Source organism: Streptomyces sp. NPDC004752 (assembly GCF_053601275.1).
Genome location: NZ_JBSGBN010000023.1, coordinates 13,164 through 32,684 on the forward strand (window position 1 = coordinate 13,164; position 19,521 = coordinate 32,684).

The 19,521-nt window shown below is 70.7% G+C and carries 16 protein-coding genes and 1 pseudogene; 4 read left to right on the forward strand and 13 right to left on the reverse strand.

The window, feature by feature from the left end:
• Positions 1–53: 53 nt before the first annotated feature.
• The 11 genes from ACWEKM_RS12380 to ACWEKM_RS12430 form a co-directional block, all read right to left on the reverse strand.
• Entirely contained in the window at positions 54–1,322 is a 1,269-nt protein-coding gene (locus ACWEKM_RS12380) for an MFS transporter (protein ID WP_451621123.1), read from the reverse strand.
• A gap of 133 nt (positions 1,323–1,455) precedes the next feature.
• On the reverse strand, positions 1,456–1,791 hold the full coding sequence (locus tag ACWEKM_RS12385) for an RNA polymerase-binding protein RbpA (protein ID WP_003976875.1): 336 nt from the start codon (positions 1,789–1,791) through the stop codon (positions 1,456–1,458).
• Between the two features lie 200 nt (positions 1,792–1,991).
• A complete protein-coding gene (gene secG / locus ACWEKM_RS12390; protein WP_451621185.1) occupies positions 1,992–2,222 on the reverse strand; it encodes a preprotein translocase subunit SecG in 231 nt (76 codons plus the stop codon).
• 145 nt (positions 2,223–2,367) lie between these two features.
• Positions 2,368–3,144, reverse strand: coding sequence for a triose-phosphate isomerase (gene tpiA, locus ACWEKM_RS12395; RefSeq protein ID WP_451621124.1), 777 nt, complete (start codon positions 3,142–3,144; stop codon positions 2,368–2,370).
• 6 nt (positions 3,145–3,150) lie between these two features.
• On the reverse strand, positions 3,151–4,362 hold the full coding sequence (locus tag ACWEKM_RS12400; RefSeq protein ID WP_451621125.1) for a phosphoglycerate kinase: 1,212 nt from the start codon (positions 4,360–4,362) through the stop codon (positions 3,151–3,153).
• Between the two features lie 125 nt (positions 4,363–4,487).
• Entirely contained in the window at positions 4,488–5,495 is a 1,008-nt protein-coding gene (gap, locus tag ACWEKM_RS12405; protein WP_451621126.1) for a type I glyceraldehyde-3-phosphate dehydrogenase, read from the reverse strand.
• A gap of 511 nt (positions 5,496–6,006) precedes the next feature.
• Positions 6,007–6,996 carry a DNA-binding protein WhiA gene (gene whiA / locus ACWEKM_RS12410; protein ID WP_451621127.1) on the reverse strand — a complete coding sequence of 330 codons (990 nt, stop codon included), beginning with the start codon at positions 6,994–6,996 and terminating at the stop codon, positions 6,007–6,009.
• Entirely contained in the window at positions 6,987–8,054 is a 1,068-nt protein-coding gene (locus ACWEKM_RS12415) for a gluconeogenesis factor YvcK family protein (RefSeq protein ID WP_451621128.1), read from the reverse strand. Before ACWEKM_RS12415 ends, whiA begins: the two co-directional genes overlap by 10 nt.
• Complete coding sequence (gene rapZ, locus ACWEKM_RS12420) at positions 8,051–9,052, reverse strand: RNase adapter RapZ (RefSeq protein ID WP_451621129.1); 1,002 nt, start codon at positions 9,050–9,052, stop codon at positions 8,051–8,053. The genes ACWEKM_RS12415 and rapZ overlap by 4 nt, the downstream gene beginning before the upstream one ends.
• Positions 9,049–11,091: an excinuclease ABC subunit UvrC gene (uvrC, locus tag ACWEKM_RS12425; RefSeq protein WP_451621130.1), complete on the reverse strand. Its 2,043-nt coding sequence runs from the start codon at positions 11,089–11,091 to the stop codon at positions 9,049–9,051. The genes rapZ and uvrC overlap by 4 nt, the downstream gene beginning before the upstream one ends.
• A 68-nt stretch (positions 11,092–11,159) precedes the next feature.
• Positions 11,160–11,534, reverse strand: coding sequence for a hypothetical protein (locus ACWEKM_RS12430; RefSeq protein WP_451621131.1), 375 nt, complete (start codon positions 11,532–11,534; stop codon positions 11,160–11,162).
• Positions 11,535–12,011: 477 nt separating this feature from the next.
• Here ACWEKM_RS12430 and ACWEKM_RS12435 point away from each other — a divergent pair, with 477 nt between their 5' ends.
• Positions 12,012–12,959: a hypothetical protein gene (locus ACWEKM_RS12435; RefSeq protein ID WP_451621132.1), complete on the forward strand. Its 948-nt coding sequence runs from the start codon at positions 12,012–12,014 to the stop codon at positions 12,957–12,959.
• 26 nt (positions 12,960–12,985) lie between these two features.
• Here ACWEKM_RS12435 and ACWEKM_RS12440 read toward each other — a convergent pair whose 3' ends face one another.
• Entirely contained in the window at positions 12,986–13,411 is a 426-nt protein-coding gene (locus ACWEKM_RS12440) for a Rieske 2Fe-2S domain-containing protein (RefSeq protein ID WP_451621186.1), read from the reverse strand.
• A gap of 198 nt (positions 13,412–13,609) precedes the next feature.
• Between ACWEKM_RS12440 and ACWEKM_RS12445 the strand changes: the two are divergent.
• A pseudogene (locus ACWEKM_RS12445) lies at positions 13,610–14,414 on the forward strand (LacI family DNA-binding transcriptional regulator).
• Positions 14,411–15,322, forward strand: coding sequence for a carbohydrate kinase family protein (locus ACWEKM_RS12450; RefSeq protein WP_451621133.1), 912 nt, complete (start codon positions 14,411–14,413; stop codon positions 15,320–15,322). Before ACWEKM_RS12445 ends, ACWEKM_RS12450 begins: the two are co-directional and overlap by 4 nt.
• A gap of 235 nt (positions 15,323–15,557) precedes the next feature.
• On the opposite strand, the gene uvrA is transcribed toward ACWEKM_RS12450, so the two are convergent.
• Entirely contained in the window at positions 15,558–18,596 is a 3,039-nt protein-coding gene (uvrA, locus tag ACWEKM_RS12455) for an excinuclease ABC subunit UvrA (RefSeq protein WP_451621134.1), read from the reverse strand.
• A 224-nt stretch (positions 18,597–18,820) separates the two neighbouring features.
• Here uvrA and ACWEKM_RS12460 point away from each other — a divergent pair, with 224 nt between their 5' ends.
• Positions 18,821–19,510 carry a maleylpyruvate isomerase family mycothiol-dependent enzyme gene (locus ACWEKM_RS12460; RefSeq protein ID WP_451621135.1) on the forward strand — a complete coding sequence of 230 codons (690 nt, stop codon included), beginning with the start codon at positions 18,821–18,823 and terminating at the stop codon, positions 19,508–19,510.
• Positions 19,511–19,521: the final 11 nt, after the last annotated feature.

Consider the following 19,521-nt stretch of genomic DNA (forward strand, 5'->3'; position numbering starts at 1 on the left):
CTACATCTGTCCTGCTGCGTTCCTTGCCCCGCTGCCGGTCCCAACCTAGTTGATCACGGCGTGACATGATGTCCCGTCGCGCCGTCCTGCGGCGCAACAACAGATACGTCCGGCTTGCCCGCCGGTATCAACGAGGCGACCGCCAGTGCGAACAGGCCCGCCGCAAGCAGGGCCGGTCCATTGGACCCGTAAGCCCCGGCCACGGCGCCGCCGAGGAGGGCGCCGAGCGGGGCGCCGGAGGCCGAGGCCGTACGGAAGGCGGAGGCGATGCGGCCCGCCATCGGGCCCGGGCTGCGCTGCTGCATCAGCGTGACCTGGTTGACGTTCCACACCAGGCTCATCGCGCCGAGCAGCAGCATGCCGGCCAGCAGCGCGGGCAGGTACCGGACACAGCCGATGAGCAGCAGCGACGCCGTCTGCACGGCGCCGGCGAACAGCAGGGCCCGCACTCGTCCGGTGCGGCGAGCGATCCGCTGGGCGAGCAGGCCGCCGGCGATGCTGCCCGCCGAGTACGCCGTGAGTCCGGCGGCGTATCCCGTGGTTCCGGCGTGCAGCCAGCGGGTGACGTGCAGCACCAGTGTGGCGATCAGGGCGCCCATGCCTATGTTGCACAGCAGGGTGGCGGCGCAGACCGCGCGCAGCGGCCGGTCGCGCCACAGGTGGCGCAGTCCCTCGCCGATCTCGCCTCGCAGGGTGCTGCCCGACGGGCGCGGCTGCCGTCCGGGCGGCCGGACCGGCAGGGAGGCGACGAGCACGGCGGCCAGCAGATAGGTGCCCGCGTCGGCCGCGAACGGCAGGAACGCGCCGCCGACCAGGAGCAGCGGCACGCATGGTCCCGCCAGCAGCCCGCCCGCGACCTGCTGGCCGGTCATCAGCCGGGCGTTCGCGCCGCCCAGGCTCTCGCGGTCCACCAGGGACGGCAGCAGGGCCGTGGAGGCGTTGTCGAAGACCGTCTGGAGCGTGGTCAGCGCGAAGGCCAGCACGAGCAGCAGGGGGATCGACGCGTGGCCCAGGCCGACCGCGAGCGCGAAACCGGCGACGAGCAGGCCCCGTGCCGTGTCCACCGTCCACATCGCCCGCCGCTGGTCCACCCGGTCCGCGACGGCGCCGCCGAGGAGGCCGAACAGCAGCCACGGAGCGTAACCGCAGGCGGTCACGGCGGCGACGGCGAGGGAGTCGTCGGTGAGCCGCACCGCGATCAGGGGCAGCGCGGCGGCGCGCAGCGCGTCCCCGAAGCGGGAGACGACGGCGGCCGTCCACAGCCGTCCGAATCCCCCGCGCCACACGGGTGCGCTCCTGCCCACCGCCATGACCGCCGCCATGCGTCCCCCCTCACGATTCGCCGATGCACAAACCGTAGAGGGCACCACTGACAATCGGTCCGCGGACGGTGCCGACGGACCCGCACAACGGCTCCGGCCGGGTGCCCTCGGGCACCCGGCCGGTTCTCAACTGCTAGATCTCGCCGCGGAGTTTGGCGAGTGCCTCGGCGAGGATCGCCTCGCCGTCCGCGTCGCTGCGCCGCTCCCGTACATACGCGAGATGCGTCTTGTACGGCTCGGTGCGCGGCGGGTCCGGCGGGTTGTCCCGGTCCTGTCCGGCCGGGAAGCCGCAGCGCGGGCAGTCCCAGGTCTCGGGAACCTGCGCGTCACTGGCGAAGCTGGGCTGCGTCTCGTGCCCGTTGGAGCACCAGAAGGAGATGCGCAGACGCGGGGCGGACTCGCCCCGCTCGGCCTCGCCCATCGGCCCCGCCCCGACCCGGCTTCCTCGGATCGCGTTGCCACTTGCCACGGTCGTAACTCCCTGCGTGATGGTGCCGCAAAGCGAGTCGGCGTTTCGCTTCGCTGCGAGCGCCTCAGTCTACGTAAGGCCCAACGCGCGTCCAGTGCTTGGAGTTACCGTCCCCCTCAACCAGACGCAAGCCCCATGATAGGCCGCGCCCAGAGGGGCGTACCGAACATGGGGCCTTACGTTCGCAACGTACGCGTCACTCAACTGTTCGTCTTCATGAGCAGGCCGAGCACGATGATGCACGTGAACCACAGCAGACCGACCACCAGGGTGATCCGGTCGAGGTTGCGCTCGGCGACCGAGGAGCCGCCGACGGACGACTGCATGCCGCCACCGAACATGTCGGAGAGGCCGCCGCCCTTCCCCTTGTGCATCAGCACCAGCAGCATCAGCAGCAGGCTGAAGACGATCAGGGCGATCGAGAACCCCAAAACCACGGCTGGACCAACTTCCTCGGATTCGGATGGACGACGGGGGCCGACAGGCGCCTGCCGACCCCCGCCAGGGTACGACGGATCTCCGCTGCCGCCTACTCGCGGCGTCGCCGGACCGCCTCCGGGGCCGCGCCCCGGAGGCTCACTGGTCGCGGAAGCGGACGATCTTGACGAACTCGTCGGCGTCCAGCGAGGCGCCGCCGACCAGGGCGCCGTCGACGTCGGGCTGGGCCATGATCTCGGCGACGTTGCCCGACTTCACGGAGCCGCCGTACTGGATGCGCACCTTGTCGGCCACGTCCTGCGTGTACAGCTCGGCGATCTTGCCGCGGACGGCCGCGCAGACCTCCTGGGCGTCCCCGGCCCCGCAGACCTTGCCGGTGCCGATGGCCCACACGGGCTCGTAGGCGATCACGACCTGCTCGACCTGCTCGGCCGTGAGGTCCTTCAGACCACCCTCGACCTGCGCGAGGGTGTGCGAGACATGGTCGCCCGCCTCGCGGACGTCCAGCTCCTCACCGACGCACAGGATCGGGGTCAGGCCGTGCTTGAAGGCGGCCTTGGCCTTGGCGTTGACCTGCTCGTCGGTCTCGCGGTGGTACTGGCGGCGCTCGGAGTGGCCGATGACCACATAGGTGCACTTCAGCTTGGCCAGCATCGGCCCGGAGATCTCGCCGGTGTAGGCGCCGGAGTCGTGCGCCGAGATGTCCTGGGCCCCGTACTTGATCTTGAGCTTGTCGCCGTCGACCAGGGTCTGCACGGAGCGCAGGTCGGTGAAGGGCGGCAGGACGGCGACCTCGACGGCCTCGTAGTCCTTGTCGGCCAGGGCGAAGGCGAGCTTCTGGACGTGTGCGATGGCCTCCAGGTGGTTGAGGTTCATCTTCCAGTTGCCCGCCATCAGCGGCGTGCGCGTGCTCATGCTTGGTCAGTCCTCCAGTGCGGCGAGGCCGGGGAGCGTCTTGCCCTCTAGGTATTCGAGGGAGGCGCCGCCACCGGTCGAGATGTGGCCGAATGCGGTCTCGTCGAAGCCGAGCGTGCGCACGGCCGCGGCGGAGTCTCCGCCGCCGACGACGGTGAAGCCGTCCGTGTCGACGAGGGCCTGGGCGACCGTCTTGGTGCCCTCGGCGTAGTCGGGGTGTTCGAAGACGCCCATGGGACCGTTCCAGAAGACGGTCGCGGCGTCGGCGAGCTTCGCGGCGTACAGCTCTCCGGTCCTCGGGCCGATGTCCAGGCCCATCTGGTCGGCGGGGATCTTGTCCGCGTCAACCACGGAGTGCTCGGTCGCCGCCTTGGCCTTCAGGTCCGGGAAGGCGGGGGCGACCACGACGTCGACCGGGAGCAGCAGCTCGACGCCCTGCTTCTCGGCGCGCTCCAGGTACTCGGTGACCACCGGGAGCTGGTCCTCCTGGGCGAGGGAGACGCCGATCTCGTATCCCTTGGCCTTGAGGAAGGTGTAGGCCATGCCGCCGCCGATGAGGAGCCGGTCGGCCCTGCCGAGCAGCTCGTCGATGACGGCGAGCTTGTCGGAGACCTTGGCACCGCCGAGCGCGACGGCGTAGGGGCGCTTGACGTCCTCGGTGAGCTTCTTCAGCACACCGACCTCGGTGGCGATGAGGTAGCCGGCGTAGTGCGGCAGCCGGGCCGGGAGGTCGAAGACGGAGGCGTGCTTGCGATGCACGGCGCCGAAGCCGTCACCGACGTAGACGTCCGCGAGGGCGGCCAGCCGGTCGGCGAACTCGCCGCGCGCGGTGTCGTCCTTGGCTGTCTCGCCGGGGTTGAAGCGCAGATTCTCGATGACCGCGACCTGGCCGGGCTGCAGGCCGTCGACGGCGTCGTGGGCGGCGGGGCCGATGGTGTCCTGGGCGAACGCGACCGGTGCGCCGAGGAGTTCACCCAGCCGCTCGGCGGCGGGCAGCAGCGAGAAGGCGGGGTCCGGGGCGCCCTTGGGGCGGCCCAGATGGGAGGCGACGACCACCTTGGCGCCCGCCTCGGCGAGGGCCTTGATGGTGGGCAGGACGGCGCGGATGCGGCCGTCGTCGGTGATGACGCCGTCGGCGAGCGGGACGTTGAGGTCGGCGCGGACGAAGACCCGCTTGCCGTCGACGCCTTCGGCGAGGAGTTCGTCGATCGTCTTCATGGATGGGACTCCCGGAGAGGGGCTCGTGATCGTACGAGGGCTGAACACGCGCGTAAGGGCCCGGACCGCGCGCCGTGCGCTGCCCGAGCCCTGCACTCACATCGAAGTGGCGCCTGGGGTGGCGATCAGAGCTGGCCGCCGACGAAGACGGTCAGGTCGACGAGGCGGTTGGAGTAGCCCCACTCGTTGTCGTACCAGCCGATGACCTTCACGTTCTTGCCCTCCTGGACCATGGTCAGGGAGGAGTCGAAGGTGCAGGACGCCGGGGCGTTGACGATGTCGGAGGAGACGATCGCGTCCTCGGTGTAGTCGAGGAGGCCCTTCAGCTCGCCCTCGGCGGCCTTCTGGAAGGCGGCGTTGACCTCTTCCTTGGTGACCTCGCGGCCCAGCTCGACGACCAGGTCGGTGACCGAGCCGGTCGGGACCGGGACGCGCATGGCGATGCCGTCCAGCTTGCCCTTGAGCTGCGGCAGCACCAGGGCGGTGGCCTTGGCGGCGCCGGTGGTGGTCGGGATGATGTTCTCCGCGGCGGCCCGGGCGCGACGCAGGTCCTTGTGCGGGAAGTCCAGGATGCGCTGGTCGTTCGTGTACGCGTGCACCGTCGTCATCAGGCCCTTGACGATGCCGAAGTTCTCGTCCAGGACCTTCGCCATCGGCGCCACACAGTTGGTGGTGCAGGAGGCGTTGGAGATGACGTGGTGGTTGGCCGCGTCGTACTTGTCCTGGTTGACGCCCATCACGATGGTGATGTCCTCATCCTTGGCCGGAGCCGAGATGATGACCTTCTTGGCGCCACCGGCGATGTGCTTGGCGGCGTCCTCACGCTTGGTGAAGATGCCGGTCGACTCGATGACGAGGTCGACGCCCAGCTCGCCCCACGGGATGTTGGCGGGGTCGCGCTCGGAGAGCACCTTGATGGTGTGGCCGTCGACGGTGATGGTGTCGGCGGTGTGGGAGACCTCCTGCTTGAGGCGGCCCAGGATGGTGTCGTACTTCAGCAGGTGGGCGGTGGTCGCGGTGTCACCCAGGTCGTTGACAGCCACGATCTCGATGTCTGCACCCTGCTCCAGCAGCGCGCGGAAGTAGTTACGACCGATGCGGCCAAAGCCGTTGATGCCTACGCGGATCGTCACGAACCGATCTCCTCGTTGGTACGCCGGCTTTCGTTTGCCGGCGAGCTGTATGGGATGTCCCCGACCACCCCCGACCCTACCTCCCCGATGCCCCGTCGGTGACATCGAGACGCCCCATACACGACACGGTGGCCCGTACCCGTCAGTAGGGGTACGGACCGCCCGGCCCGCCGCCACCGCGCGACCGGCCCGAGCGCGTCCGCCGACGCCCGACGGCTCCGGACCGCCGGTTTCACCGTTTCGAGGGATGCGCCGCGCCGAGGGCTGCCGGGACGGTCACTCCAAAGCGTCGTCGGCGACGGCGAGTTGACGCGACCGACGGGAGCGCGCCGGTGTTGCCCGGATCAGAGGCGCGTTTCCTGCCCGCGGGCGCCGTCGGACTCCTCGACGCGAACACCCGTCAGGTCGGCGCGTTCGCCGCGGTGTCGGCCGTCTGCTGTTGCCTGATCGGCCCGCCCGCGGGCGTCGGCCTGCCGCGTGGGGGTCGGCGCCGGTGGCGGCGGAGCGGGTCTCAGCCCACCAGGTTGTCGGCCATCTCCTCGGTGAGGTTGGCCTCCGTACCCGGGATGCCCAGGTCGGCGGCGCGCTTGTCGGCCATGGCGAGCAGCCGGCGGATCCGGCCCGCGACCGCGTCCTTGGTCAACGGCGGGTCGGCGAGCGCCCCCAGTTCCTCCAGGGACGCCTGCTTGTGTTCCATGCGCAGCCGGCCGGCGGCGGCGAGGTGCTCGGGGACCTCGTCGGCGAGGATCTCCAGGGCCCGCTGGACGCGGGCACCCGCCGCGACGGCCGCACGCGCGGAGCGGCGCAGATTCGCGTCGTCGAAGTTGGCGAGCCGGTTGGCCGTGGCACGGACCTCACGGCGCATCCGCCGCTCCTCCCAGGCCAGCACGGACTCGTGCGCGCCGAGGCGGGTGAGCAGGGCACCGATCGCGTCGCCGTCGCGCACCACCACGCGGTCCACGCCGCGCACCTCGCGGGCCTTCGCCGCGATCGACAGCCGACGGGCGGCGCCGACCAGGGCGAGCGCCGCCTCCGGGCCCGGGCAGGTCACCTCCAGGGAGGAGGAGCGGCCGGGCTCGGTCAGTGAGCCGTGCGCCAGGAACGCCCCGCGCCAGGCCGCCTCGGCGTCGCAGGTGGCCCCCGAGACCACCTGCGGGGGCAGGCCCCGAATCGGACGCCCGCGCCCGTCGACGAGTCCCGTCTGCCGCGCCAGCTGGTCACCGCCCGCGACCACCCGCACGACGTAACGCGAACCGCGGCGCAGCCCACCGGGCGCCATCACGATCAGCTCCGAGCTGTGGCCGAAGATCTCCAGGATGTCCCGCTTGAGCCGCCGGGCCGCCATCGCGGTGTCCAGCTCCGCCTCGATCACGATGCGCCCGCTCACCAGGTGCAGGCCGCCGGCGAACCGCAAAATGGCGGAGACCTCCGCCTTTCTGCAGCAGGTCCGGGTGACGGGGAGCCGGGAGATCTCATCCTTCACCGCTGCCGTCATCGCCATGGGCCGATCCTTCCATGCATCCGAAAAATACGGTCGTACGCGGCGGCCAACAACTCCGGGTCGTGCCGAGGAGAGCCGTCGGTCCGGGCCACCGGCGCCAGCTCGACCGCGGCCCCGAGCCGCTTGGCGGCCTCGGTGAGCGAGTCCCGGTCGGGCACGGCGGCCTCGTCGGCCAGCACCACGTCCAGGGCGAGTTTAGGGGCGTGTCGCCCTAAAACCTCCAAATGACGCTGCGGAGAGAAGCCTTCGGTTTCTCCCGGCTGCGGAGCGAGGTTCAGGGACAGGACGCGACGCGCCTTGGTGTCGGTGAGGGCGTCCAGCAGTTCGGGTACGAGCAGATGCGGGATGACCGAGGAGAACCAGGAACCGGGGCCCAGCACCACCCAGTCCGCGTCCAGGACCGCCGCGACGGCCTCCGGCACGGCGGGCGGATCGTGCGGCACGACGTGCACCGACTGCACCTCGCCCGGCGTGAGCGCCACCGTCGCCTGCCCGCGGACCGTGTCGACCTCCTCCGGCCGGGCCGGGTCATGGCCCTTGACCAGGGCCTGGAGTTCCAGCGGCACGGCCGACATGGGCAGCACCCGGCCGTGCGCGCCGAGCAGCTTGCCGACCAGGTCCAGGGCCTGCACATGGTCACCGAGCTGTTCCCACAGGGCGACGATCAGCAGATTGCCGACCGCGTGGTCGTGCAGGTCGCCCTGGGACTGGAAGCGGTGCTGGATGACCCGGGCCCAGGTCTGGCCCCAGTCGTCGTCGCCGCACAGCGCAGCCAGCGCCTTGCGCAGGTCGCCTGGCGGCAGCACGCCCAGCTCGTCGCGCAGCCGCCCGCTGGAGCCGCCGTCGTCGGCCACGGTGACGACGGCGGTGAGATCGCCGGTGATCCGGCGCAGCGCGGCAAGCGAGGCGGACAGGCCCATGCCGCCGCCGAGGGCGACGACCTTGGGCTGGGCGCCCCGGCGGCGCGGCCGGGCACCACGGGCCTCGGCGGGGCGGCCCGCGCGTGCCGCGGGGACCGCCAGACGCAGCCTGCTCAGCCGCGGAGTACGTGGCGTCATTCCCGTCCCATGTCCCGGTGCACGACCACCGTCTCCACGCCCTCGGCCGCGAGCCGCGCGGCGAGCTTCTCCGACATGGCCACCGAGCGGTGCTTGCCGCCGGTGCAGCCGATGGCGATGGTCACGTAGCGCTTGCCTTCGCGGCGGTAGCCGGCCGCGATGAGCCGCAGCAGTTCGGCGTACCGGTCGAGGAACTCCTTGGCGCCGGGCTGGTTGAAGACGTACGCGGCGACCTCCTCGTGGACGCCGGTGTACGCGCGCAGCTCCGGGACCCAGTGCGGATTGGGCAGGAAGCGCATGTCCGCGACCAGGTCGGCGTCGACCGGGAGGCCGTACTTGAAGCCGAAGGACATCACGGTGGCCCGCAGCTCGGGCTCCTCCTCGCCGGCGAACTGGGCGTCCATCTTGGCGCGCAGCTCGTGCACATTGAGGCTGGAGGTGTCGATCACCAGGTCGGCGTCGCCGCGCAGCTCGCGCAGCAGCTCGCGCTCGGCGGCGATGCCGTCGACGATCCGGCCGTCGCCCTGGAGGGGGTGCGGGCGCCGCACGGACTCGAAGCGGCGCACCAGGGCCTCGTCGGAGGACTCCAGGAACACGATCCGCCGGGTGACCCCCCGCGTGTCGAGGTCGGCGAGGGACTCGCGCAGATTGTCGAAGAAGCGCCGGCCGCGTACGTCGACGACCACCGCGATCCGGGCCACGTTGCCCTGGGAGCGGGCGCCGAGCTCCACCATGGTGGGGATCAGGGCGGGCGGGAGGTTGTCGACGACGAACCAGCCGAGGTCCTCCAGACACTTCGCGGCTGTCGAGCGGCCCGCTCCGGACATGCCGGAGATGATCACCAGCTCGGGGATGGCCGCCTCGGGGACCCCGGCCGTCGTGACGTCCGTACTCACTGCCTCTCCGCTTTCCTGGACCGCCTGCTGCGGCTGATCCTCGCTTGCTTCCTTGTGCGTCTGATCTCGTTCCGCTGTGTGCTGTGCGTCGTACTCGGTCATCTCTCCTGCCCCCGTCGTTCGTCCGGGGCGCCCGCGGGCACGGGCTCCCCCGAGGAACCCCCCGTCGTATCGGGTTCCTCGTCATCAATGATCTCTCCGGTCGCCGTGTTCACGGCGGATGCGGCCGGGGCCGCCCGGGCGAAGGCCGCGGCAATCGTCTCGGCCGTCTTGCGGCCGATGCCGGGCACCTCCTGGATCTGGTCGATTGTCGCGGACCGCAGCTTTTTCACCGAGCCGAAATGCTTGATCAACGCCTGTTTGCGGGTATCGCCGAGGCCGGGCACGTCGTCCAGGGGGCTCGCCCGGAACCGCTTGGCGCGCTTGGTGCGCTGGTAGGTGATGGCGAAGCGGTGCGCCTCGTCACGGACGCGCTGGAGCAGATAGAGGCCCTCACTGGTCCGGGGCAGGACCACCGGGTCGTCGTCGGCCGGCAGCCAGACCTCCTCCAGCCGCTTGGCCAGGCCGCAGACCGCGATGTCGTCGATGCCCAGCCCGTCCAGGGCCCGCTTGGCGGCGGCGACCTGCGGCCGGCCACCGTCGACGACGACGAGCTGCGGCGGATAGGCGAACTTCTTGGGACGGCCGTCCTCGTCCTTGAGGGTGTTCTCCCCGTCCTCGTCCAGCCATTCGCCCGTCTTCTCCTTGTCGGCGAGGTAACGCTTGAAGCGGCGGGTGATCACCTCGTGCATGGAGCGGACGTCGTCCTGGCCCTTGAAGCCCTTGATCTGGAAGCGGCGGTATTCGCTCTTGCGCTGGAGCCCGTCCTCGAAGACGACCATGGAGGCCACCACATCGTCGCCCTGGAGGTGCGAGATGTCGTAGCACTCGATCCTGAGAGGGGCGCTGTCCAGGTCGAGGGCGTCGGCGATCTCCTCCAGAGCCCGCGAGCGCGTGGTCAGGTCGGAGGCGCGCTTGGTCTTGTGCAGGGCGAGCGCCTGCTGGGCGTTGCGCTGCACGGTCTCCATCAGGGCCTTCTTGTCGCCGCGCTGCGGGATGCGCAGGGAGACGTTGGACCCGCGGCGCCCGGTGAGCCACTCCTGCACGGGTTCGGCCGGCTCCGGCAGGGCGGGGACCAGGACCTCCTTGGGTACGGCGTCCCCCCTCTCCTCGCCGTAGAGCTGCTGGAGGGCGTGCTCGACGAGGGCGGCGGTGGTGACCTCCTCGACCTTGTCGGTCACCCAGCCCCGCTGGCCGCGCACCCGCCCGCCGCGGACGTGGAAGATCTGAAGGGCCGCCTCCAGCTCGTCCTCGGCGACGGCGATCAGATCGGCGTCGGTCGCGTCGGCGAGCACGACCGCGTTCTTCTCCATGGCCTTCTTCAAGGCCTCTATGTCGTCGCGCAGGCGGGCGGCCCGCTCGTACTCCATCTCCTCGGCCGCCTCCGTCATCCGTCTCTCCAGGCGGCGCAGATACGTGCCCGTGCGCCCGGCCATGAAGTCGCAGAATTCCTCGGCCAGTTCGCGGTGTTCCTCGGCGGAGATCCGGCCGACGCAGGGCGCGGAGCACTTGCCGATGTAGCCGAGCAGACAGGGGCGGCCGGTGCGGGCGGCGTTCTTGAAGACACCGGCCGAGCAGGTACGCACGGGGAAGACGCGCAGCAGCAGGTCGACCGTGTCACGGATGGCCCAGGCGTGCCCGTACGGCCCGAAGTAGCGGACGCCCTTCTTCTTGTGACCGCGCATCACCTGCACGCGGGGGAACTCCTCGTTCATCGTCACCGCGAGGTAGGGGTAACTCTTGTCGTCGCGATACTTGACGTTGAACCGGGGGTCGAACTCCTTGATCCAGGAGTACTCCAGCTGCAGCGCCTCGACCTCCGTGGACACGACGGTCCACTCCACGGACGCCGCCGTGGTGACCATCGTCCGGGTGCGCGGGTGGAGGTTCGTCAGGTCCTGGAAGTAGTTCGCCAAGCGCTGGCGCAGGCTCTTCGCCTTTCCGACGTAGATCACCCGACGGTGCTCGTCACGGAACCTGTACACCCCGGGCGAGTCCGGAATCTCTCCCGGCTTGGGACGGTAGCTGGAGGGGTCGGCCATGTCTCAACCCTACTGTCGGGCGGGGACAGTCCGGCGGGGCTGTGGACAACGCCGCTCCGCCCCTCGACTCAGCGGTCCACGACCCACCCGGCCCCCGTCGGCGGCTCCCCGGTGGCGATCAGCCGCCGGACGGTCCGGAATGCCTCCGCGAGGGGCACAGTGTCCCGGTTGGGGTACGTGTCGCACTGCCCGTTGGCAAGGACGAAACCACCGCTCGTCCCGCGTGCCAGGGGGTCGACCGCGTGCCCTTCCGGATCGCCCTGCGCGTCGAGCAGCATCACCATCGCCCGCTCGGCGTTGCTGACCACGGCGAGCGAGAGCCCCTCCCGACTCGTCAACCACGTTTCGAGGCCGCCCGCGGCGATCCGCCGCCGCAGCACATCGACCGCCTCATCGCCCGTCAGCACGGTCGATCCACCGGCCAGGGACCAGGACTCCGTCACACGGCGATCCTGCCACCCGAATCCCGCCACCCGCCCGACGCATGCAGGACCGAGTGGGCGGCGGGGCGCCGGAGCGGCGAGAGGCCCAAAGCAGTGGACGGCCCGGGGCGCGGAACGGTGGGAGGCCCGGGGCGCGGTGGCCCGTCATGCGAGCGGCGAGGTCCTCGGTGGTGACCGGCCGTGCGGGGCGGTCGGCGGTTGTGGGGGCGACCGTGCGCCAGGGTCGCGGCGGCCGACCGGGTGCCGCGGCGGTGGGGGCCAAGGTGGTACCGAGGCGTTGTCGAGGTGTTGTCGTCGGGGTGTTGTCGGGGATTGGTCAACACGCTTCAATGCGGTGGGGCTCGGGACCGTGAACGACGGCGCGCGAATCGGCGTACGGATATGTGAGCACCGCCCCGGCGCCACCACGGTGATCCCGAAGACCCGCGCGAACGGTCTGACCCGCCGTAGCGAGCCCTTACAGAAAGGCCCCTGTGCATGCGGCACGGCACACAGCACGCGGACCTCGCCAGCGAGGAACTGGACACGGCTCTGCGGGGCGGCCCCTTCCATGTCGCGCTGCGCGCCGCGATCGCCGCCCGCGGACTGCCGCTCCAGCGCGTCCAGCACCACCTGTCACGGCACGGGGTCAAGGTCGGTGTCACGAGCCTGAGTTACTGGCAGCAGGGTGCCCGACGACCGCAGCGCCCCGAGTCGCTGCGGGCCGTACGCGCACTGGAGGAGATACTCAAGCTGCCGGAGGAGTCACTGATCCGGCTGCTCGCCGAGACCGACGAGGGCTCGGCCGCCCAGCGCCCTGCGGCCCGCTCGTACCGCTCCCGGATGGAGGCATCCGGTGTCCTGGACCGGCTCCAGGCCGAGCTGGGCTGGAGCCTCGACGGCGGGCTGCATGCGCTGGGCCACCACGAGCGGGTACGGGTGGGCGCGCGCCGTGAACTGGCCGGCCACGATTCGCACCACATCGTGCGGGCGCACCGGGACGGGGTCGACCGCTTCGTGGCCGTCCACCAGGGCGATCCCGGCTGCGTTCCCGACCGGATGACGGTGCACGCCCTGGAGAACTGCCGCACGGGACGCGTCTGTTGGGACCAGAGCACCGGTGTCTTGGTCGCCGAACTGCTCTTCGGCACCCGGTTGCACTCCGGGGACACCTTCCTGTTCCGGTACGGCGTCGAGGACGGCACGGCCGGACCCTCGCGCGAGTACCTGCACGGCTTCGCCTTCCCCGGTGGCCAGTACGCCCTCCAGGTGCGGTTCGACGCGGACGCGCTCCCGGCCCGCTGCCACCGCTTCGCCCAGCACTCCGCCGCGGCGCCGCGCAACGGCCGACAGGACCTGCCGCTCAGCGGGGTGCACCGCTCGGTGCACCTGGTCGAGCCGCGGGTGCGGCCGGGCCTCATAGGGATCGGCTGGGACTGGGAGTAGACCCGCCGCCCCGGCCGGCCCGCTGATCAGGCGCCGGGCCCCGCGATGAGCTTGCCGCCGGACGCCTTCACCGGCAGCTCGGCAAGCGGCTCGGTGGCAGGCGACTGCACCACCTTGCCCGTCATGGCGTCGAACTCGCTCCCGTGGCAGGGGCAGATCAGCGTCGTCCCCTCCAGTTTGTTGATGGGGCATTTGGCGTGCGTGCAGATCGTGCTGTATGCCTTCAGCTTGCCCTGCGCGTCCCTGCTGACCACGACGTTGTGATCCCGGTACAGCTGGGCGCCGCCCTCGGCGACCTCGCTCTCGGCCCCGAGTTCGACCGGAGCGGTCGGCGTCGCGTCCGATGTCGTCCCGCCCAGGGCCGAGCATGCGGCGAGACCGAACCCGGCGACCGGAGCGACTGCGGCTCCTCGGAGGACCGTACGACGACGTGCGGAGGGGCGGGCGGGCATCGGGGTCTCCACTGGTCAGAGGGTGGTGCGGGGTCGAGCCTATCCGGCGCCCCACCGGGGGACGCGTCCGAGGTGGCCGAGCGAGGGCGAGGGCGAGGATGCGCTGGCGTAGACGCTTGCGCAAGCGTCTACGCGCACCGCCGAATGGGATACCTTCCCCGCGAGAAGGACAGCCGCGGCCCGCCGGGAGGAAGCGCGATGCCCACGATCGCCGACGTGGCACGGAGCGCCGGAGTCTCCGTGGCGAACATCTCCCGTGTGCTGAACGGCACGCGGCCCGCGTTGCCCCACACCCGTCAGGCGGTGTTGGACATGATCGACCGGCTCGGCTTCACGCCCAACACCCTCGCTCGCTTGCTGGTGACCTCCCGGACCCGCTCCATCAGGCTCGCGATGTCGGTGGCTAGCAACCCCTGCTTCACCAAGATCCTCCAGGACGCCCTGGACCATCGCCGGATCGGCCCGGTCGCCGGACTGCCCGGGCTCAGCACCACCGGTGAAAGGATCACCGGCTACCGGGACGGCCTCGCCGCCGAGGGTCTGCCCCACGACGAACGCCTCGTGGTGCCGGACAACTCGGAGTCGGCCGGTGTCGCGCAGGCGACGGCGGCCCGGCTTGTCCCTCGCCGCTCCGCCCACGGCGCTCGTCACCGCCAACAACGCGATGACCATCGGCGCCCTGCGGGACCGCGGTCTGCGGGTGCCGGACGACATCGCTCTGTGCTGCTTCGACGACTTCGCCTGGGCGGACCTCTGCTCGCCCCGGCTCACCGACATCGGCCAGCCCAGCAGAGAAATCGGCAACACAGGCCGTCCGCGTGCTGCTGGACCGCCTGGCCGCACCGGACCGCCCAGCGCGGACGGTCCGGCTCCCGTACGCCTTGGTGCACCGCACATCCTGCGGCTGCCCGGGGCCTTCATGAAGCCCGGGCCGCCGGAGCCCACTCCGCACCCCCGCCCACCCGGGCAACCCGAACAGCCCAGGAAAGGAAGCGTCTCATGATCGTCGTCGCCGGTGAGGCCCTGATCGACCTGGTACCACAGGGCGCGGGTGCCCTGGCGGAGCTGAAACCGACACTCGGCGGCGGCCCCTACAACACGGCCGTGGCCCTCGGCCGCCTCGGCTCCCCGACCGCCTTCTGCTCCCGGACCTCCTACGACGCCTTCGGCGAGGCCCTGCTCGACGGCTTGCGCGGGGCGGGCGTCGACATCTCGGGCGTGCAGCGCGGCGCGGAGCCGACGCCCCTCGCGGTCGCCACTATCGACGGGAGCGGCTCGGCTGCCTACTCCTTCTACGTCGAGGGCACCGCCGACCGCCTCTTCGCGGCCCCGGCCACTCTGCCCGCCGGGGCGTGCGCCCTGTCCTTCGGCACCTGCTCGCTCGTCCTGGAACCGGGGGCGAGCGCCTACGAGGAGTTGATGCGGACCGCCTCCGGACAGGGACTGTTCACCGCGCTCGACCCGAACATCCGCACGGTCCTGATCGCGGACCCTGACGCCTACCGGGCCCGTTTCCGCAACTGGCTGCCCTCCGTGACGCTGCTGAAACTCTCGGAGGAGGATGCCGAGTGGCTGGGCGGCAGCCCGCGCGAGTGGCTGGCCGCGGGGCCCTCGGCCGTGGTGGTCACCCGGGGCGGTGACGGGCTCACCGCCTTCGTCCGGGACGGCGCGGAGTACTCCGTGCCGGGTGAGAAGGTCGATGTCGTCGACACGATCGGTGCCGGCGACACGGTGAACGCGGCTCTGCTGCACGGGCTGTCCGCGCAGGACTCCCTCTCCGCCGACGCACTCGCGGGCCTGGGTGCGGACGGCTGGACACGGCTGCTGCGGTTCGCGGCACGTGCGGCGGCGATCACGTGCTCGCGCGCGGGGGCGGAGCCGCCGTACGCCGCCGAACTGGGCGAGTTGTAGGGGCGTCGGCGGCGGAAGGGGCGCAGCGGTTTCGAGGGCCCTTCGAGGGCGGGTTCCTTGATGTTGTTGTCAAGGTTCGGCCGGGCCTGCGGTACAGGGAAGCGGTGAAACCGCAGGGCCGGGCTTGCTGTTGATGGAACGAGCGGCGCCCCACGGAGAGTTCCCGCAGAGCGCCGATTTTTTGAGGTTTTGTCAGGATGTGACCGCGCCCGGTTTCTGAGGCCCGGGCGCCCGGCTAGACCTTGCGCGTCCGTGTCGTCTTCTTAGCGGGTGACGCCTTCTTGGTGACCCCTGCGGCCTTCTTGGTCGCCGTGTTGTTGGCGGACTTCGCCGTTCTGGCCGTGGCCGTCTTCTTCGCCGTCGACTTGGCCGCGACGGTCTTCTTGGCCGAGGCTCCGCGCGGGGCCGGCACCGACGCCGCGTCGCTGATGCGTTCGGCGCCGAGGACCTCGCGCAGGAACTTGCCGGTGTGGCTCGACGGGACCCCGGCGATCTCCTCCGGTGTGCCCTCGGCGACGACAAGCCCGCCACCGGCACCGCCCTCGGGGCCCATGTCGACGACCCAGTCGGCGGTCTTGATCACATCGAGGTTGTGCTCGATGACGATGACCGTGTTGCCCTTGTCGACCAGGCCGGACAGCACCTTCAGCAGCTTGCTGATGTCCTCGAAGTGCAGACCGGTGGTCGGCTCGTCCAGCACATACACGGTGCGTCCGGTGGAGCGGCGCTGGAGTTCGCTGGCGAGCTTGACGCGCTGGGCCTCACCGCCGGACAGGGTGGTCGCGGACTGGCCCAGCCGGACATAGCCGAGGCCGACATCGTGCAGGGTCCGGAGGTGGCGGGCGATCGCGGGGACGGCCTCGAAGAAGTCGAGGGCCTCCTCGATCGGCATGTTCAGGACCTCGGCGATGGACTTGGCCTTGTAGTGGACCTCCAGGGTCTCCCGGTTGTACCGGGCGCCGTGGCAGACCTCGCACGGCACGTACACGTCCGGGAGGAAGTTCATCTCGATCTTGATCGTGCCGTCGCCCGCGCAGTTCTCGCAGCGGCCGCCCTTGACGTTGAAGGAGAAGCGGCCGGGTTGGTAGCCGCGGACCTTCGCCTCGGTCGTCTCGGCGAACAGCTTGCGGATGTGGTCGAAGACGCCGGTGTACGTCGCCGGGTTGGACCGAGGGGTGCGGCCGATGGGCGACTGGTCGACGTGCACGACCTTGTCGACGAGGTCGTCGCCGTCCACACGCGTGTGCCGTCCCGGCACATTGCGGGCGCCGTTCAGTTCGCGGGCCAGGTGTGTGTAGAGGATGTCGTTGACCAGCGTCGACTTGCCGGAGCCGGACACGCCCGTGACGGCCGTGAACACACCCAGCGGGAAGGACACGTCGATGTCCTGGAGGTTGTTCTCCCGGGCCCCGTGCACGGTGAGCCGACGGGACTGATCCTGCGGGCGTCTGGCGTCGGGCACCGGGATGGACTTCCTGCCCGCCAAGTACTGACCGGTCTGTGACTCCTCGTTGGCGAGCAGTTCCTTGAGGGAGCCGCTGTGCACGACCTTTCCGCCGTGCTCGCCCGCGCCGGGGCCGATGTCCACGACCCAGTCGGCGATCTTGATGGTGTCCTCGTCGTGCTCGACGACGATGAGCGTGTTGCCCATGTCCCGCAGCCGGACCAGGGTCTCGATGAGCCGGTGGTTGTCGCGCTGATGCAGGCCGATCGACGGTTCGTCGAGGACGTACAGGACGCCGACCAGCCCGGAGCCGATCTGAGTGGCCAGGCGGATGCGCTGCGCCTCGCCGCCGGAGAGCGTGCCCGCGGCGCGGTTCAGCGAGAGGTAGTCCAGACCGACGTCGACCAGGAAGCGCAGTCGCTCGTTGACCTCCTTCAGCACCCGCTCGGCGATCTTCTTGTCGCGGGTGCTCAGCTTCAGCTCGCCCAGGAAGTCCGCGCAGTCGCTGATCGACATCGCGGAGACCTCGGCGATCGACTTCCCCATGATCGTGACCGCGAGGACGATCGGCTTGAGGCGCGTGCCCTCGCAGGTGGGGCAGGGCACCTCGCGCATGTAGCCCTCGAAGCGCTCGCGGCTGGCGTCGCTCTCGGCCTCGCTGTGCCGGCGCTTGACGAAGGGGACCGCTCCCTCGAAGGGCGTCGTGTACACGCGCTCGCGCCCGTACCGGTTGCGGTAGCGCACTTCGATCTGCGTCTTGTGGCCGTAGAGCAGGGCCTTCCTGGCGCGCTGTGGAAGGCCGGCGAAGGGGATGTCCGTCCGGAATCCCAGGGCGTCCGCCAGGGCGCCGATAAGACGGCCGAAGTAGTCCTTGGTGTGCCCGTGCGACCAGGGGTGGATGGCGCCCTCGTCGAGCGACTTGTCCTCGTCCGGGACGATCAGCTCCGGGTCGACCTCCATGCGCGTGCCGATGCCGGTGCAGTCGGGGCAGGCGCCGAAGGGCGAGTTGAAGGAGAAGGAGCGGGGCTCCAACTCCTCGAAGGACAGATCGTCGTAGGGGCAGTACAGGTGCTCCGAGTACATGCGCTCGCGCTCGGGGTCGTCCTCGGAGAGGTCGACGAAGTCGAGCACGACCATGCCGCCGGACAGACCGAGGGCGGTCTCCACGGAGTCGGTGAGGCGACGCTTGGCGGAGTCCTTCACCGTGAGGCGGTCGACGACCACCTCGATGGTGTGCTTCTCCTGCTTCTTCAGCGCGGGCGGGTCGGAGAGCTGGACGGTCTCCCCGTCCACGCGCGCACGGCTGTAGCCCTTCGTCTGAAGATCGGTGAACAGATCGACGAACTCGCCCTTGCGCTCGCGCACGAGGGGCGAGAGCACCTGGAAGCGGCTCCCCTCCGGCAGCTCCAGGACCTTGTCGACGATGGCCTGGGGCGACTGGCGCGAGATGGGGCGGCCGCACTCGGGGCAGTGCGGCTTGCCGATGCGTGCGAAGAGCAGGCGCAGGTAGTCGTAGACCTCGGTGATGGTGCCGACCGTGGAGCGGGGGTTGCGCGAGGTCGACTTCTGGTCGATGGAGACCGCCGGGGAGAGGCCCTCGATGAAGTCGACGTCCGGCTTGTCCATCTGCCCGAGGAACTGCCGGGCGTAGGAGGACAGCGACTCCACGTAGCGCCGCTGTCCCTCGGCGAAGATGGTGTCGAAGGCCAGCGAGGACTTGCCCGACCCCGACAGGCCCGTGAAGACGATGAGCGAGTCGCGCGGCAGGTCGAGCGAGACATTCTTCAGATTGTGCTCGCGCGCGCCACGGACGATGAGACGGTCGGCCACGCCGGTCCGCACCTTTCTTCAGAGAAGTGACAGGGGCCGTAGACCCCGTGCTTCTTCAGGCTAGGGGGAACCACTGACAACGCCGGTCGGATTCCGGGTTCCACAACAATCCCGGGCCATCCAGCATGCCCGACGCCGCTCCCGACGATATAGCACGCGCATTCGATTTGCGGGACGACCCCACAACCTTCACCCGAAGGAGTGGCGGGACTAGGGTCGGCCCCATGATTGATCACGCCCGCGACCTGGCGTCCGTACGTACCGCGTCCGACCGGCTCCTCATTGCAGTCGCCGCACTGGACAACGCGGCCGTGACCGAGTCGTCACGGTTGCCCGGCTGGACCCGGGGCCACGTCCTGGCCCACCTCGCCCGCAACGCGGACGCACTCGTGAACATCCTGGAGGGGCGTCCCATGTACGCCTCCGCCGAGGCCCGCGACGCCGACATCGAGCGCGACGCCCCACGCCCCCTGGACGTCCAGCTCGCCGATCTGCGGGACAGCGCGGCCCGCCTCCAGAACATGGGCGCCGCACCCGTGGACTGGGCGCGACAGGTGGAGCTGCGCAACGGGGTCGTCGACTCGGCGTCCCGGCTGCCGTTCCGGCGCTGGGTCGAGGTCGAGCTGCACCACGTGGACCTCGGGATCGGGTACGAGCTGGAGGATCTTCCGGCGGAGTTCGTGGCACGCGAGATCGACTTCCTCGCGGAGCGCTTCCGAGGTCACCGGGACGTGCCCGCGACGCGTCTGACCGACGACGAGGGCCGGACGTGGACCACGGGCGGCGGTGCCGACGGTGACCCGATCGCCGTCGAGGGCCCGGCCGCCGACCTGCTCGGCTGGCTGGCCGGGCGGCGCGACGGCTCCGCCCTGCGGGCCGCGGGCGGCCCGCTGCCCACGCTGCCTGTGCTGTAGCCGCGCGGGGG